This window comes from Nocardia sp. MDA0666, from assembly GCF_003023875.1.
Classification (GTDB): domain Bacteria; phylum Actinomycetota; class Actinomycetes; order Mycobacteriales; family Mycobacteriaceae; genus Nocardia; species Nocardia aobensis.
Map to the genome: position 1 here is coordinate 753,806 of NZ_PYHT01000001.1, position 14,745 is coordinate 768,550.

General features: G+C 68.0%; 16 protein-coding genes. 5 read left to right on the top strand and 11 right to left on the bottom strand.

All coding sequences use genetic code 11. The features are described from left to right. Window positions 1-42: 42 nt before the first annotated feature. Both C8258_RS03575 and C8258_RS03580 read right to left on the bottom strand, forming a co-directional pair. On the bottom strand, window positions 43-414 hold the full coding sequence (locus C8258_RS03575) for a DUF4186 domain-containing protein (protein ID WP_233224847.1): 372 nt from the start codon (window positions 412-414) through the stop codon (window positions 43-45). Between the two features lie 9 nt (window positions 415-423). Then, complete coding sequence (locus C8258_RS03580; RefSeq protein WP_106954049.1) at window positions 424-2,370, bottom strand: glycoside hydrolase family 15 protein; 1,947 nt, start codon at window positions 2,368-2,370, stop codon at window positions 424-426. Between the two features lie 243 nt (window positions 2,371-2,613). Between C8258_RS03580 and C8258_RS03585 the strand changes: the two genes are divergently transcribed. Further along, a complete protein-coding gene (locus tag C8258_RS03585) occupies window positions 2,614-3,048 on the top strand; it encodes a hypothetical protein (protein ID WP_036502010.1) in 435 nt (144 codons plus the stop codon). A gap of 33 nt (window positions 3,049-3,081) precedes the next feature. On the opposite strand, the gene C8258_RS03590 is transcribed toward C8258_RS03585, so the two are convergent. Together C8258_RS03590 and C8258_RS32790 are read right to left on the bottom strand one after the other, a co-directional pair. Continuing rightward, window positions 3,082-3,561 (bottom strand): hypothetical protein, encoded by a 480-nt coding sequence (locus C8258_RS03590; protein ID WP_036502013.1) that lies wholly within the window; start codon window positions 3,559-3,561, stop codon window positions 3,082-3,084. 51 nt (window positions 3,562-3,612) lie between these two features. Continuing rightward, window positions 3,613-3,768 (bottom strand): DUF6131 family protein, encoded by a 156-nt coding sequence (locus C8258_RS32790; protein ID WP_086006941.1) that lies wholly within the window; start codon window positions 3,766-3,768, stop codon window positions 3,613-3,615. Window positions 3,769-4,094: 326 nt separating this feature from the next. On the opposite strand from C8258_RS32790, the gene C8258_RS03595 reads away from it, so the two are divergent. After that, window positions 4,095-5,741, top strand: coding sequence for an NAD(P)/FAD-dependent oxidoreductase (locus C8258_RS03595; protein WP_106953807.1), 1,647 nt, complete (start codon window positions 4,095-4,097; stop codon window positions 5,739-5,741). A 31-nt stretch (window positions 5,742-5,772) separates the two neighbouring features. Here C8258_RS03595 and C8258_RS03600 read toward each other — a convergent pair whose 3' ends face one another. Both C8258_RS03600 and ilvD read right to left on the bottom strand, forming a co-directional pair. Beyond that, window positions 5,773-6,567 carry a PIG-L family deacetylase gene (locus C8258_RS03600; RefSeq protein WP_106953808.1) on the bottom strand — a complete coding sequence of 265 codons (795 nt, stop codon included), beginning with the start codon at window positions 6,565-6,567 and terminating at the stop codon, window positions 5,773-5,775. A gap of 60 nt (window positions 6,568-6,627) precedes the next feature. Beyond that, on the bottom strand, window positions 6,628-8,319 hold the full coding sequence (gene ilvD, locus C8258_RS03605; protein WP_106953809.1) for a dihydroxy-acid dehydratase: 1,692 nt from the start codon (window positions 8,317-8,319) through the stop codon (window positions 6,628-6,630). Window positions 8,320-8,570: 251 nt separating this feature from the next. Between ilvD and C8258_RS03610 the strand changes: the two genes are divergently transcribed. Continuing rightward, a complete protein-coding gene (locus C8258_RS03610; RefSeq protein WP_106953810.1) occupies window positions 8,571-9,683 on the top strand; it encodes a ferredoxin reductase in 1,113 nt (370 codons plus the stop codon). A gap of 8 nt (window positions 9,684-9,691) precedes the next feature. Beyond that, window positions 9,692-10,933 carry a fatty acid desaturase gene (locus tag C8258_RS03615; protein WP_106953811.1) on the top strand — a complete coding sequence of 414 codons (1,242 nt, stop codon included), beginning with the start codon at window positions 9,692-9,694 and terminating at the stop codon, window positions 10,931-10,933. A gap of 61 nt (window positions 10,934-10,994) precedes the next feature. Here the strand turns inward: C8258_RS03615 and C8258_RS03620 are convergent, their stop codons facing one another. The 5 genes from C8258_RS03620 to C8258_RS03640 form a co-directional block, all read right to left on the bottom strand. Then, on the bottom strand, window positions 10,995-11,570 hold the full coding sequence (locus C8258_RS03620; RefSeq protein WP_106953812.1) for a dihydrofolate reductase family protein: 576 nt from the start codon (window positions 11,568-11,570) through the stop codon (window positions 10,995-10,997). 42 nt (window positions 11,571-11,612) lie between these two features. After that, on the bottom strand, window positions 11,613-12,347 hold the full coding sequence (locus tag C8258_RS03625) for an SDR family oxidoreductase (protein WP_106953813.1): 735 nt from the start codon (window positions 12,345-12,347) through the stop codon (window positions 11,613-11,615). Further along, window positions 12,344-12,544, bottom strand: a complete 201-nt coding sequence (locus C8258_RS03630; protein ID WP_106953814.1) for a hypothetical protein — start codon at window positions 12,542-12,544, stop codon at window positions 12,344-12,346. The genes C8258_RS03625 and C8258_RS03630 overlap by 4 nt, the downstream gene beginning before the upstream one ends. Window positions 12,545-12,607: 63 nt before the next feature. Continuing rightward, window positions 12,608-12,850, bottom strand: coding sequence for a hypothetical protein (locus C8258_RS03635; protein ID WP_199195555.1), 243 nt, complete (start codon window positions 12,848-12,850; stop codon window positions 12,608-12,610). A gap of 14 nt (window positions 12,851-12,864) precedes the next feature. Next, on the bottom strand, window positions 12,865-13,878 hold the full coding sequence (locus C8258_RS03640) for an RNA polymerase subunit sigma-70 (protein WP_106953816.1): 1,014 nt from the start codon (window positions 13,876-13,878) through the stop codon (window positions 12,865-12,867). Between the two features lie 238 nt (window positions 13,879-14,116). Here C8258_RS03640 and C8258_RS03645 point away from each other — a divergent pair, with 238 nt between their 5' ends. After that, a complete protein-coding gene (locus C8258_RS03645; RefSeq protein WP_106953817.1) occupies window positions 14,117-14,731 on the top strand; it encodes a hypothetical protein in 615 nt (204 codons plus the stop codon). Window positions 14,732-14,745 lie beyond the last annotated feature (14 nt).

The following is a 14,745-nucleotide window of genomic DNA, read 5'->3' on the forward strand; positions in this document are numbered from 1 at the left end:
CGTACCCGCCCAGCGCGCATCGAACCGGTGGCGTTCGCGACCCTACCTGCGAGCGCACTCCAGTTCGATCCAGCGGCAGATGATGTCCACGGCGTATTCGCGCTCCCGCGCGGTCAGTTCCCTGCCCTTGGCGATGCCGTGCGTGCGCTGCAGACAGCTGCGACAGCAGGTGGCGGTGGCGTGCTGAGCGCGAAAGACCGGATGACCGCCCCAGGGAGTCTGCTTGCCGTCCTTGGCCGGATGAGCCGGTGCCAGCCGCTTGCCGATGAGATCGGCAGCGTGCTCCCGCACCACCGTCATGCCGCGCAGCGCGACGAACTCCACCTCGGGCGCGCGGAGGTGGAACTTCGCCCGAAACGGCTGCCGGGCGATGGCCTCGAGGCGACCGTCGAGCGTCGCGTGGTCCAGCCGCACCACACCAGCCTAGATATGGATGTAGCCGCCGGTGAGCATGCCGTCGTCGAGACGAGGGGCGATGGACTCTCCCCCGAGTGCGGTGCGCAACTCGATCTGCTCGTCCCGGACGACGTGCATGACGGCATTGATCAACGCCAGATGCGTGAACGCCTGGGGATAGTTGCCCCAGTGCCGGCCCGTCACCGGGTCGATCTCCTCGGCGTAGAGGCCCAGCGGGCTGGCGTAGCCGAGCAATTTTTCGCACAACTGTTTGGCGCGGTGATTCTCACCGATTTCCGAGAGTGCGGACACCAGCCAGAACGAGCAGATCGTGAACGTGCCTTCGGTGCCCGCGAATCCGTCGTCGGTTTCGTCGGTGCGATAGCGCAGGACGAGTCCGTCGCTGGTGAGTTCGTCGGCGATGGCGAGCACCGTTTTGCGGACCCGTTCGTCGTCGGGAGGAAGGAACCGGACCAGCGGGATGAGCAGGGTCGAGGCATCCAGTGCCGTGCTGCCGTAGTACTGGGTGAACACACCCCGCGAGTCGACGGCGTTGGCGCAGACGTCGGCGCGGATCTCGTCGGCCGCACGCTGCCAGCGGGCGGCACGTTCGAAGTCCTGGTGGATGCGAGCCAGTCGCGCCCCGCGGTCGGCGGCGACCCAGCACATGACCTTGCTGGAGGTGAAGTGCTGCGGCTTGCCGCGCACTTCCCAGATACCGTGGTCGGGTTCGCGCCACACCGCGAGCGCGCTCTTGACCGCCCAGCGCAGCAGCGGCCAGGTGCGCGCGTCGATCTGGTCCTGATGGCGGGCGTAGAGGTAGACCGAGTCCAGCGCCGCGCCCCAGACATCGTGCTGGCGTTGGCGATACGCGTCGTTGCCGACCCGCACCGGGGCGGCGTTCTCGTAGCCCCGCAGGTTGTCCAGGGTGTGTTCGCGCAGGTCGGTTTCGCCGCCGATGCCGTAGACGATCTGCATGTCCTCGGCGTTCTCGGCCAGGTTGATGATGTGGGAGAAGTAGTCGTTGGCTTCCCAGTTGAAGCCCAGCGTGTACAGGCCCCACAGCGCGAAGGCCGAGTCCCGGATCCAGGTGTAGCGGTAGTCCCAATTACGTTCTCCGCCAGGGGTTTCCGGCAGCGAGGTGGTCGGTGCGGCGACGATGGCGCCGGTCGGGGCGAAGGTCAGGCCCTTGAGGGTCAGCGCGCTGCGCGTGAGCTGGGCGCTCCAGGGATGATCCGGGAACCGGCCGCCGGCCAGCCAGTGCCGCCAGTGATGGACGGTCCCGACCAGGCGCCGATTGGCCTCATCGACGGTTTCGGGAGCCTCTCGGCTGCCCCAGGACAGCGCACAGAAGCGGGTGTCGCCACTCTTGAGCAGGGTGCGGGCGACCGCGCGCGAGCCCTCGATGCCCAGGCGCAGATCGGTGGTCAGGCGCAACGGCAGCTCGACACCGTCGGCGTCGGCCTGGGCCAGGTGATAGCTGTCGAGGTATTCCCAGGTGGCACGCGCTCGCCCGTAGTCGTAGGCGGGCTGGCAGTCGAGCACGAACTGGATCTGCCCGGTCTCGCAGTGCACGATGCGCACCAGGATGTGTTCGGCGTCGTAGTCGGTGGGTGCGCGGCGATGCGCGCTGCGACCGGGTTGCTGGTGCCGCCAGGGGCCGACGAGCAGGACGTCGCGCACGGTTGCCCATCCTTCGCCACTGCGCCAGCTCGTCTCCATGACCATCGTGCCGGGGATGTACCGGCGATCGGCCGGGGTCGCGATGTCGTCGGGCGCGAAGCGGAACGACCCGGCGGAGCGATCGAGGATCGCACCGAAGACGCTGGGGGAATCCATGCGAGGCAAGCACATCCATTCGATGGCGCCGCTGGGCGCGATCAGGGCTGTGACCTCGGAATCGGAGATGAACGCATAGTCGTCGATGCGCGGGAAAGCGGTGACCCGGGGCGTGTGTTCCGGATGGTCGTTCATGCGGTGCTCCCATTCGCCACCTGCTCGGCCCGCTCGGGCACTGCTTCGATCGTATGTCCGCCGGTGCACGGTTTCCACCGGCACGGACCAGCCGATGCGGACACCAACCGTGTTCTCTGGAAAGTTGCCGAACACCGCATGGGGACCGCGCCACCCGACGACCATGAGAGGGTGACCGATCGAGACGGCAGGAGCGCCGTAGCCACCGTTCAGCATCGAGGCCGCGAGGTGCGGCGGGCGTGGATGGAGACTCTCGGGCCCGGCGAGCGGTCGGCGGTGTGGGCGTGGGCCGCGTTCACGGCGACCTTCGGGACCACGCGGGCCCTCACGCACTGGATCCGCGCCGGCCACGGACCCAGCGGTGGCGGAATCAGTCTGGGCGGCAAGCATTTCCACCACTACAACATCGGGATCGCGACGCTCGCGGCGGTGGGTATGGTGGCGTTGCGCGGCACCGAGCGCGCCCGCCGCCATCCGGTGGTGGCCACCTCCTACGGCGCCGGTTCGGCCCTGATCGTCGACGAACTGGCGCTGCTGCTGGATCTCGAGGACGTCTACTGGGCACGCGAAGGGCGTACCAGTGTCGATGCGGCGGTGCTGGTGATCGGCCTCGGCGGTCTGGCCACCGCCGGATTCGAGTTCTGGCCGCGCGCTCACCGCGCGCTGTGGGGGCGGTGAGCGCGCCGGTCGCCGCGGTGACGGAGGCAGAGGTCAGCGTCCCTCGGTGGGGCCGCTTCTCGGGACGTCGTTTCGCGGAGTATCGCTGCGATGGGCATCGTTTCGCGCGGCATCGGCTCCGGACGTGCGGCCGCGCTCGGCGTTTTTTCCCGGCTCGGGGGTTCGCGCGTCCGGATCGACCTTGTCGGCGCGGTGGAACTCCTGGGTGAGTTCTTCACGCGAGGTCGAGACCTCGTTGTGGTGGGCGGCTGCCTGTTCCTTCAGCCCAGCAGCCTGCGCCGCCTTGATGTCGGCCTCGGCCGACGCCGCCCGGGCCTTGGCCGCGGTTTCGTCGGCGAGCGCTTGGCGACGGCCGACCTCGTGGGAACGCTCGGTCGCCTTCTCGCGGATCTCGGCGGCCTCGGCGCGACGATGTTCCTTACGTTGAGCCACGGCCACGCGGGCAAGCGCGGCGATGACCAGGATCGCCACAACCACGACAACAACGATCACGACGATCGTGGTGGTACTCATCTCGACTCCTCGAACTCGCTCGGGCGTTCCGGCATGCGGCCGGCACCGGCGTCAGTAGTAGTGGCGTCGACCGCCGACGGCACGACCCATCGATCCCATTGCCAGCAGCACCAGACCGATGACGAGGACCACGATTCCGATGATCCAGATGATGTGGATCTTCAGCAGAAAACCGACGACGAGGAGAATGATTCCGAGAATGATCATGGTCGATACCTGATTCGGCGAATGACGCGACAGCCCTGTACAAGGCACTCCGACGGTCTGCAAAGCTACCCTTTGGCTACACGCTGTAAAACAACTCAACCACCGCGAACCCACCGTGTCAACGGTGTTCGACTCATGCCTGCAACCGGTTCCCCGGTCGCGGCGGCCGGTGGTCCCGGTGCCGATGCCCGGCGCAGCGCGCGTCCCGGTCATCGGGAGCCGGATCGCCGTGAGCGCCGGTCAGCGGGACGACATCTGCCCGGGAGCGATGCCCTTTCCTAGCGTCGAGGGCGGAGAAACAGGTCTCCGGCGAAAGGTATCCGACTGTGACCCCCGAGACGACATCGTCCACTGGGAATATCCGTACCGGCGTCGATGTGGTGATCGTCGGCGCAGGCATCGCAGGGCTCTACGCGATCCACCGGCTGCGCGGGCAGGGTCTGCGCGTGCGGGCGTTCGAGGCCGGCGACGGCGTGGGCGGCGTGTGGTACTGGAACCGCTACCCGGGCGCGCGCTGCGACGTGGAGAGCGTCGACTACTCGTACTCGTTCGACGACGCCCTGCAGCAGGAATGGAACTGGAGCGAGAAATACGCCACCCAGCCCGAGATCCTGTCCTATCTCGAACATGTCGCCGACCGCTACGATCTGCGCCGCGACATCGAATTCGGCACGCGGGTAACCGATATCGTGCTCGACGAGACCACGCTGCGCTGGCGGGTCCGCGTCGACAGCGGCGCCGAGGTGACGGCGCGGTTCGTCGTGCTGGCCACCGGTCCGCTGTCCAATGCCAACACCCCGGACATCGACGGGCTGCCGACCTTCGCCGGCCGGCTGCTGCACACCTCCAGCTGGCCCGCCGACGGTGTCGACTTCACCGGTCAGCGGGTCGGCGTCATCGGCACCGGATCCTCGGGCATCCAAGCCATTCCGCATCTCGCCGAACAGGCGGAGCGGCTGTACGTCTTCCAGCGCACACCCAATTACAGTGTGCCCGCGGGTAATACGCCGCTGGACGAGCAGACGCGCCGCGAGCAGAAGGCCGGATATCCGGAGCGGCGTCGGCTGTCGATGGCCAGCGGTGGCGGTTCACCGCACCGGCCGCATCCCGAGAACACCCTCGAGGTTTCCGAGCAGGAGCGCCGCGACGCCTACGAGAAGCGCTGGCAGCTCGGCGGTGTGCTGTTCAGCAAGACGTTCCCGGATCAGATGGTGACCGCCGAGGCGAACGAGCCGGCGCGCCTGTTCTGGGAGCAGAAGGTGCGCGCGGTGATCGACGACCCGCGTGTCGCCGACCTGCTGATTCCGCGCGACCATCCGATCGGCGCCAAACGGATCTGCACCGATACGAACTACTACGAGACCTACAACCGCGACAACGTCGAACTGGTGGACCTGCGCACCACCCCGATCCAGCGGATCGACGCCGCGGGCGTGCACACCACCGACGCGCACTACACGCTCGACACCCTGGTCCTGGCCACCGGTTTCGACGCGATGACCGGATCGGTCGCGAAGATGAATATCGTCGGCCGCGGCGGCGAAACCCTGAACGAGGCGTGGCGCGAGGGCCCGAAAACCTATCTGGGCCTGGGCATCAGCGGCTTCCCGAATCTGTTCAACCTCACCGGGCCCGGCAGTCCCTCGGTCCTTGCCAATATGGTGCTGCATTCGGAACTGCACGTGGACTGGGTTGCCGACGCGATCGACTTCCTGGACCGCCGCGGCGCGGCCGCCCTCGAGGCGCGGCCCGACGCGGTCTCGGCCTGGGTCGCCGAATGCGCCGAGCGGGCGGCGAAAACTCTGATGCCACAAGCCAATTCGTGGTATCTCGGCGCGAACGTGCCGGGTAAGCCGCGGGTGTTCATGCCCTTCGTCGGCGGATTCGGCGTGTACGGCGAGATCATCGCCGAGGTGGCCGCGGCCGATTACAAGGGCTTCGACGTCATCGACGTCCCCTCGGACCCGGCGTAATCGGAGAGCCCACCGTCGGTGGGCGCGGGTGTCACCGGGGCGCGAACAGATCCGTTTCGAGGATGTCCGTCCGCGCGCCGCTGCGGATGAACCATTCGGTACCGAATGCGCGAGCGAACGCCGGATCCGGCATCGCGAGGAAGAAGGACTGCTCGTCGATCTGGCTCCGGTGTGCCCGCATGGCTTCGCGCTTGTGTCCCAGATAGGCGGAGACGTCGACGGCCGTGGTCAGCATCGATTCCGGTTTCCCGAATTCGGCGACCTGGCTGATGTCGGGCGCCTCGATTCCGGTCGCCCCGGCCTGCTCGGCGATCTCCTTCATACCGCGCACGACCTCGTCGCGGTTCATGGTGCTCTGGAAAACCCGTGGGGTGCCGGCCAATTCGGCGGCCCGCATCCCGACGCGGTGGACCTGGATATGGTCGGGATGACCGTATCCGCCGTTGTCGTCGTAGACGGTGAGCACCTCGGCGTTCTCCTCGGCGAGGATCGCGGCCAGCCGCCGCGCGGCGTCCTCGACGGGAGCGGTCCAGAACGATCCGGCCGCGTCGTTGGTCGGCGTCCCCATCATCCCCGAGTCGACGTAGCCGAGGAACTCCACCCGCGCGACGCCGAGAATCTCTGCGGCAGCGTGGGTTTCGCGAACCCGTCGCTGCCACAACGGCTCGCCCTCGTCGAGGAATCCGTCCGGCACCTCGCCGTGCTCGCCGCGTGTCGCGACCACGAGGACCACTCGATGCCCCTGCTCGAACGCCTTGCGCATCACCCCGCCACAGGTGATCGCCTCGTCGTCGGGATGGGCGTGGAAACTGACCAACGTTGCCATGGCGCAACGCTACGGCACGGTCACGGCCTCGTCTGCCTCACCGGTCACGGCGCCGCGATCTCAGCCGGTCACGGCGCCGTGGGCCGCGGAGCTGACCAGCTTGCGGTACTTGGCCAGCACTCCCGAGGTGTACTTCGGCGCAAGCGGCTCCCAGCCGACCTTGCGTGCGGCGAGTTCGGCCTCCTCGATCTCGACGTCGAGGATGCGGTTGGCGACGTCGAGAACGATGGGATCGCCGTCGGCGACGAAGGCGATCGGCCCGCCGTCCACGGCCTCAGGCGCGACGTGGCCGACGCACAAACCGGTGGTCCCGCCGGAGAATCGGCCGTCGGTGAGCAGCAGGACGTCCTTGCCCAGCCCGGCGCCCTTGATCGCGCCGGTGATGGCGAGCATCTCGCGCATACCGGGTCCGCCCTTGGGGCCTTCGTAGCGGATGACGACCACATCGCCCGCGCCGATCGTACCGTCCTCGAGCGCGTCCATCGCGGCGCGCTCACCGTCGAAGACCCGCGCGGTGCCGCGGAAGACGTCGGAGTCGAATCCGGCGCTCTTGACCACCGCGCCCTCGGGCGCGAGGGTGCCGTGCAGGATGGTCAGGCCGCCGGTCTTGTGGATGGGGCGATCGAGCGGGCGGATCACGTCACCGTCGAGACCCAGCTCGATGTGCGCCAGATTCTCGGCCATGGTCGCGCCGGTCACGGTCAGCACATCGCCGTGCAGCAGGCCCGCGTCGAGCAGGGCCTTCATCACGACCCGGATGCCGCCGACCCGGTCGACATCGTTCATGACGTAGCGGCCGAACGGCTTGAGGTCACCCAGATGCGGCACCTTGTCGCCGACCCGGTTGAAGTCGGCGAGGGTCAGCTCGACTTCGGCCTCCCGCGCGATGGCCAGCAGATGCAGGACGGCGTTGGTGGAACCACCGAGCGCCATGACCACGGTGATGGCGTTCTCGAACGCTTCGCGGGTCAGGATGTCGCGCGCGGTGATGCCGCTGCGGAGCAGTCCGACCACGGCCTCGCCGGACTTGCGGGCGTAGTCGTCGCGGCGGCGGTCGGGGGCGGGCGGCGCGGCCGAGCCGGGCAGGCTCATGCCCAGCGCTTCGGCGGCCGAGGCCATGGTGTTGGCGGTGTACATACCGCCGCAGGCACCCTCGCCCGGACAGATCGCGCGCTCGATCCGGTCGACGTCCTCACGGCTGATCAACCCCTTCATACAGGCGCCGACCGCCTCGAACGCATCAATGATCGTGACATCGCGGCCGTCGACGTTGCCCGGCAGCGTGGAACCGGCGTAGAGGAACACACTCGCCAGATCCAGACGCGCGGCGGCCATCAGCATGCCCGGCAGGCTCTTGTCGCAGCCGGCCAGCAGGACCGAACCGTCGAGCCGTTCGGCCATCATGACGGTCTCGACGGAATCGGCGATGATCTCGCGACTCACCAGGGAGAAATGCATCCCCTCGTGACCCATCGAAATCCCGTCGGAGACCGAGATCGTGCCGAATTCGAGCGGGTAGCCACCGCCCGCGTGCACGCCCTCCTTGACCGCCTTGGCCAGGCGGTCGAGCGACAGATTGCACGGAGTGATCTCGTTCCAGCTGGAGGCGACGCCGATCTGCGGCTTGGCCCAGTCGTCGTCGCCCATGCCGACGGCGCGGAGCATGCCGCGGGCGGCGGTCTTCTCCAGCCCGTCGGTGACATCCCGGGAACGAGGCTTGATGTCGTGCGCCCTGTCGCGATCGTGTGCCATGGGGCAAGCCTACGACCGGCGCAAACCACGGCGCGGTTGATCCGGCCCGGGTCGCGTGGCGTGAGCTTTCGGCGCACAGTCGTCCACTCGAATGGGCGCACGATGCCGGCAGCAGTGCGGCGGCGCGGGCAACAGGGCCGATTTCGGAGAACCTCGAGAACGTGTGTGTACCCGCGCGGGAAGGTGGTATACAACCGCACGTAGGCACAGGCGTTTCGAGTGTACGGGTGTACACGGAAGTGAGGGCTTCCATGGATCTGTTGAAATGGAGTAAGCGGCCTGCCGCCGATATCAGCGCCAAGAAGCCACGAGTCAACGTCGTGCGCGGGCTGGTGGCGCGGGCCACCACGCCCCTGCTTCCCGACGACTATCTCCGCTTGGTCAATCCGCTGTGGACCGCGCGCGAGCTCCGCGGCAAGGTCGTCGACGTCGTCAAGGAGACCGCCGATTCGGCCACCGTCACCATCCGTCCCGGCTGGGGCTTTCCGACCACGTACACGCCCGGTCAGTACGTCGGCATCGGACTGCAGATCGGCGGCCGCTGGCATTGGCGTTCGTATTCGCTGACCTCGATCGGCGGGGCCGACGACAAGACCATTTCGATCACGGTGAAGGCGAATCCCGACGGGTTCCTGTCGACACATCTGGTCGACGGCGTCGAGCCGGGCACCGTCATCCGACTGGCGGCGCCGAAGGGGGATTTCCATCTCCCGGAGCCGGTGCCGGACAAACTGCTGTTCGTCACGGCGGGCAGCGGGATCACGCCGGTGATCGCGATGCTTCGCGCCCTCGAGACCCATGAGCAGGCGCCCGACATCTGCCACATCCATTCGGCCCCCACCCGCGACGACGTCATATTCCTGGACGAGATGCAGAGCCGGGCCGCGGCCACCCCCGGCTACGACCTGACTCTCCAACTCACCCGGGAGATGGGCAATTTCGATGCCGCACGACTCGACGAATGGGTGCCCGACTGGCGCGAACGCCACTGCTGGGCGTGTGGCCCGCCGGCGCTGCTCGACGAGATGGAATCGCACTACGAAGCCGGCGGACTGCGCCATCGTCTGCACACCGAGCGATTCACCATCGCCCGCACCGACCACGGCGGTGAGGGCGGCACGGTGTACTTCGCCGCATCGGGGAAGAAGGCGGAGATCGACGGCGCCACAACACTTCTCGAAGCAGGAGAAGAGCTGGGCATCGGGATGCCCTTCGGATGCCGGATGGGCATCTGCCAAACGTGTGTCGTCCCGCTGGCGGGGGGATATGTGCGCGATCTGCGCAACGGCGCGGAGCGACGCGAAGGAGAACGAATCCAGACATGCATCAGCAGCGTGTCCGGAGAATGCACCCTCGATCTGTAGGAGCCCCTATGGCCATCACCGATATCGACGCCTACGCCCATCTGACCACCGAGGACATCGAGGCGCTCGGCGCCGAACTGGACACCATCCGCCGCGATATCGAGGAATCCCGCGGTGAGCGGGACGCCCGCTACATCCATCGCACCATCGCCCTGCAGCGGGCCCTGGCAGCAGGCGGCCGGGTCACGCTGATGTTCAGCAATCGCAAGGTCGCATGGCTCGCCGGCACGGCGATGCTCGGGCTGGCCAAGATCATCGAGAACATGGAGCTCGGCCACAATGTGATGCACGGGCAATGGGATTGGATGAACGATCCGGAAATCCACTCCTCGTCCTGGGAATGGGACACCACCTGCCCCAGCGTGCAATGGAAGCATTCGCACAATTTCGTCCATCACAAGTACACGAACGTCGTCGGAATGGACGACGACGTCGGCTACGGAATTCTGCGGGTGACCCGCGACCAGCGGTGGGAGTGGTGGAACATCGGAAATCCGGTATACAACCTGGCATTGGGAACCTTGTTCGAATGGGGCGTCGCGCTGCACCACCTCGAGGTGGAGAAGATTCGCCGCAAGGACAAGACCTGGCGGCAGGCGTTCCGGGATCTGCGCATCATCGGAACGAAGGTCGGCAAGCAGGCGGCCAAGGATTATCTGATCTATCCGGTGTTGTCGGGGCGCAACTGGAAGACGACGCTGACCGCCGACGCCACCGCCAATCTCATCCGCAACTACTGGGCGTACATGGTCATCTTCTGCGGCCACTTCCCCGACGGCGCGGAAAAATTCACCACCGAGGAGCTCGCGGAGGAGGATCAGCCCCGCTGGTATCTGCGACAGATGCTGGGGTCGGCCAACTTTCGCGCCGGACCGCTCATGCGCTTCATGAGCGGTAACCTCAGCCACCAGATCGAACACCACCTCTTCCCCGACCTGCCCAGCAACCGGTACGAGGAGATCGGCGTCCGGGTCCGGGAACTGTGCGACAAATACGACCTGCCGTACACGACCGGTTCGCTCGGCCGCCAGTATCTGCAGTCGTTCCGGACGATCGCGAAACTGGCGCTGCCCAACGCCCTGCTCACCGCGACCTCCGATGACGCCCCGGAGACCGCTTCCGAGTTGCGGTTCGCGATTCGCGACGGGATGCGTGCGCATTTCGGCGTCGACCCCGAGACCGGCAAGCGCCGGGGGCTGCGCACGGCGCTGCGCGAACTGAAACAGGCGCCGGTGCGAGCGGCATCCTGAACGCAGCACCCGCATCGAACGCCGGACCGCCACTGTGTCGCGGTCCGGCGTTCGGTGGCGATCAGCCGATGTCGTAGACGTAGCTCAGCCGACCGTCGGGCAATTGCTCGAATTTCCGGAGCTCGAGCGGATGGCGAACGCTCGCGGCCGCGAAAAGGGACGGCCCGTTTCCCGCGATGAGTGGGTAGACGATCAGTCGTATCTCGTCCACCAAGCCCGCGTCGAGCGCCGCGCCGGTGAGGGTGGCGCCGCCCATGAGATAGATGTCCTTTCCGGGTTGCGATTTCAGTGCCGCGACGTCGTCGAGACCGCGCAGGAATCGCGTATTCGGCCACGCGGCCGTACTTTTCGATGTGGAGACGACGTAATGCGGTGTGCGCCGGGCGAAATCGGCCCATTCGAGCTCGCCCGGCGTCGGCGCCGCGCCGGTCTGGGGCAGGGGTTTGTCCGGGTCGTCGCCGATCGCGGTCCAGTACGGTTCGTAGCCGTCGTACATCCGGCCACCGAGCACACAGGCGTCGACCTGCGGCGTCACCCCGTAATCATCGGACCAGCCGTGCACCCAGTCCGCGTATCCTTGTGCCCCTTCGTATTTCCCGTCCACCGAGATCTTCATCGCTGCGATGAGCTTGCGCATCGGTTCCTCTTCTTTCGTCGGTCGAACGGCGTACGCCGCCGATCACGGCAGGGCCGTCAGGCCGTCGGCAGTGAGTTGGTAGGACGCCGCGGGTTCACCCGCGCAGGCGAGTTCGAGCAGCGCCGCGCCGGCGATCTCTGGAGTGAGCGGTTCACCCGACTGCTCGATGTACTCCTGCACGCTCCGGCCGGCACGGGCCGCATAGGCGCGCACCGCGGGCAGGCCGAGGCTCGTGGCGGGAGTGATCCGCGGCAGCACCGTGGTGAAGGTGATGTCCGCGCCGGCGCGCCGGGACTCGTCCTGGGCGTAGCCGGTGATGAACCGCTGGGTTGCCTTGGCTCCGGCGTATCCGCCGCTGAGCGGTGAACCGTGGACGGCGGCGCCGCTGCTGACGACGATCACGCGAGCGCCGGGCGGCAGCGGCGTCAGCAGCGCTTCGCGCAACCAGTGAAAGGCGATGCGCACGTCCGTATTCCAGTTCGCCGAGAACGTCTCCCAGGTGTGATGGTGCAGCGGCCGCATCAGCGGTGTCGCCCCCGCGACGATGATCAGGATGTCCGGCCGGTGGCGGTCGAGCAGCGCCCCCGGCACGGTCGGATCGGCCGCGTCGGCGACCTCGATGTCGATGCCGGGTGTCTCGGCGGCCAGCTCGCGCAGCGCGGACTCCGTGCGCGCCACGGCCACGACCGGCGCACCGGCGCGCGCGAACGCCACCGCGATCCCCCGGCCCAGCCCGCGGCTGCCGCCGACCACCATCGTCGGCCGCAAGGCGTTCATGACGCCACCGCCACTGCTTGCACGGCAGCGGCATTCGCGCGCTCCAGACTCTTGACGACCCCGTCGTCCCACCCCGTCGCGAGCGATGCGGACATCGGATCGGGGAAGATCTCTTCCCGGCCCTGTGCGCGGCCGAGGCCGCGCCCGGCCCCCGTGACGAGTATTGCCTTGCCGGCCACAGTGTTCGGGACGGACATGCTGTGCTCCTATTCGGTGAATTTCGATGTCTTCACCTGTGTGACGCACGCTGGGTCGGTCCGTCATCGGTGGTGTCGTCGCGCGACCGCGGACAGCACCAGGGCCCCGGGGCCGGGATTGAGCAGTCGCCGCACCGGTACGGCGGCGAGAGCGAGGACAGCTCCGGCGGCGAATCGGGCGCGTCTGCCGCTGCGGCATTCCAGCTCCAGTTCGCCGCTGGTCACCACGACGAGGGTGTCGGCCCAGTCGGCGGCCGCGTAATCGAGTGCGTCCCCCGGCTGCAGCACCACGCTCCAGCGCCGCACGCGCCGAGCGTCCATCAGCTGTGCGGCGGCAACGCGGGCGGCAGCGCGAACGCGGCGAACAACTCCGGCCGATGGAACAGCGCGATCTCGGCGAGCGCGTCGCCGTCGACGGTCAGCACCCCGATCGCGAACGCGTCGAACGCGTCCGCGCCGGGCTCGCGCCAGTACAGCCCGAACGCCGGTTGCCGATTCGCGCCGGTCGGCCGAAGCCGCCAGCCGCTGCCCATCTCGCCGAAGACGTGGTCGGCGAGAAATGTGCCGATGTCGCGGCGACCGGCGAACCACACCGTCCCCGGCGGCATGATCAGCGTCGCGTCGTCGCGCAGCAATGCGACGAGTGCGGTCGGATCCGCGCTCTCCCACGCGCCGATCAGTTTCGCCAGCGCCCGGCGTTCGGATGCCGTCGACACCGGATGCCATCGATCTCGTTGTGCGGGAAGATGTTCCGACAGGGTGGCATGGGCACGCTGCAGCGCGCTGTTGACCGCCGCCCGGCTGACCCCGAGCGCGGCCGCGGTGTCGGCGACCGACCAGTCCAGCGTGTCTCGCAGGATCAGCACGGCGCGCTGACGCGCGGGCAGCCGCTGGATCGCGGCCAGGAACGCCAGCTCGATCGTCTCCCTCGCGGTGACGACCGCCTCCGGTTCTTCTCCTGCGGCGGCCACGTCCAGCAACCGATCGGGATACGGCTGCAGCCACGGCACATCCACTGTGCCCAGCTCGTAGCGATGCGGGTCCGCCGGGCCGGCCAGATCGGCCGGCCACGCCCGGGCCTTGCGCCGCCGCAGCGCGTCCAGGCAGGCATGGGTCGCGATCCCGTACAACCACGCGCGCAGCGGGGCGCGCCCGGCGTAGGTGTCCAGCCGCGACCACGCCCGCAACAGCGTCTCCTGCACGGCGTCCTCGGCGTCTTCCACCGAGCCGAGCATGCGATAGCAATGCACCTGCAGCTCGCGCCGCACCGGCTCGACCAGATGCGCGAACGCGACCTGGTCGCCGTCGCGCGCTGCCTCCACTCGCTGATCCATATCTGTATGACGCATCCGGGCCCGATCGGTCATCGGTCTGCCGAAATCGACTGAGCCGCGCGGCCACTCGGACAAACGACCAGGTGAGCGGATGGCGCACTGTGTCCGATCCCTCACGACCCGAATCGGGCGCTTCCGGTTTAGCGTGGCCGATACCGGTCATTCTGAGGAGGACGTTCTCGGCTCTACACGGAGGGTCGGTTCGTTGTGTGTCGGTACGAAGAGGTTCACGTCATCCATGGGCTTTATCCCCACTGGCCGCAACGACAGCGATCCCACCGCCCACGTCGCGGTACGGAATGCGCTGTCGCAGGCTTTCGAACTGGTCGACGCGATGCTGCGGTCCGATTACGCGGACCCGGAATCCCGTAGCGGCGATGCGGTATCCCTCACCCCCCAGCGAGCGGCGGGCGACGGCATCGTCCCGTTCCCGCGCGGCGCCGGACTGCTCCAACGCGTCGAGCGAGTGGTGCAGCGCTGCATCGGCCATACCCAGCTGCGCAGCATCGTCGCGGTGACCGGCCCGGCGCAGCAGGTGCCGGATGCCGTGGCCGACCACGTCGAAGCAGTGGTCGCCGACACCGCCTCCGCTGCCGCCGCGCGAGCGGGCGTCGCGGCGATCGTCGTCACCGTCACCGTGGCCGACGTGCTCACCGTCACCATCGACACCCTCGACCCCACCGGCACCACCACGGCCGACGCCCTGCCGACGGCAGTGGTGTCGACGGTGCACGCGCGCGCCCGCGACGTCGGCGGCTGCTGCCGGGTCTTCCGCGGTGGCCGGGTCTCCTGGACGGCGCCGCTGCCACCGCACGGTAAGGACGCGATCGCCGCCTACCCGCTCGGGTTCTGACCGCGACCGGCCGC

What these genes read in the sequence shown, in the direction of transcription:
- C8258_RS03640 (WP_106953816.1), bottom strand. Translation starts at nt 13,878, where the DNA reads ATGGATCAGCGAGTGGAGGCAGCGCGCGACGGCGACCAGGTCGCGTTC.
- C8258_RS03615 (WP_106953811.1), top strand. Translation starts at nt 9,692, where the DNA reads ATGGCCATCACCGATATCGACGCCTACGCCCATCTGACCACCGAGGAC.
- C8258_RS03620 (WP_106953812.1), bottom strand. Translation starts at nt 11,570, where the DNA reads ATGCGCAAGCTCATCGCAGCGATGAAGATCTCGGTGGACGGGAAATAC.
- C8258_RS03580 (WP_106954049.1), bottom strand. Translation starts at nt 2,370, where the DNA reads ATGAACGACCATCCGGAACACACGCCCCGGGTCACCGCTTTCCCGCGC.
- C8258_RS03645 (WP_106953817.1), top strand. Translation starts at nt 14,117, where the DNA reads ATGGGCTTTATCCCCACTGGCCGCAACGACAGCGATCCCACCGCCCAC.
- C8258_RS03610 (WP_106953810.1), top strand. Translation starts at nt 8,571, where the DNA reads ATGGATCTGTTGAAATGGAGTAAGCGGCCTGCCGCCGATATCAGCGCC.
- ilvD (WP_106953809.1), bottom strand. Translation starts at nt 8,319, where the DNA reads ATGGCACACGATCGCGACAGGGCGCACGACATCAAGCCTCGTTCCCGG.
- C8258_RS03600 (WP_106953808.1), bottom strand. Translation starts at nt 6,567, where the DNA reads ATGGCAACGTTGGTCAGTTTCCACGCCCATCCCGACGACGAGGCGATC.
- C8258_RS03585 (WP_036502010.1), top strand. Translation starts at nt 2,614, where the DNA reads ATGGAGACTCTCGGGCCCGGCGAGCGGTCGGCGGTGTGGGCGTGGGCC.
- C8258_RS03625 (WP_106953813.1), bottom strand. Translation starts at nt 12,347, where the DNA reads ATGAACGCCTTGCGGCCGACGATGGTGGTCGGCGGCAGCCGCGGGCTG.
- C8258_RS03590 (WP_036502013.1), bottom strand. Translation starts at nt 3,561, where the DNA reads ATGAGTACCACCACGATCGTCGTGATCGTTGTTGTCGTGGTTGTGGCG.
- C8258_RS32790 (WP_086006941.1), bottom strand. Translation starts at nt 3,768, where the DNA reads ATGATCATTCTCGGAATCATTCTCCTCGTCGTCGGTTTTCTGCTGAAG.
- C8258_RS03630 (WP_106953814.1), bottom strand. Translation starts at nt 12,544, where the DNA reads ATGTCCGTCCCGAACACTGTGGCCGGCAAGGCAATACTCGTCACGGGG.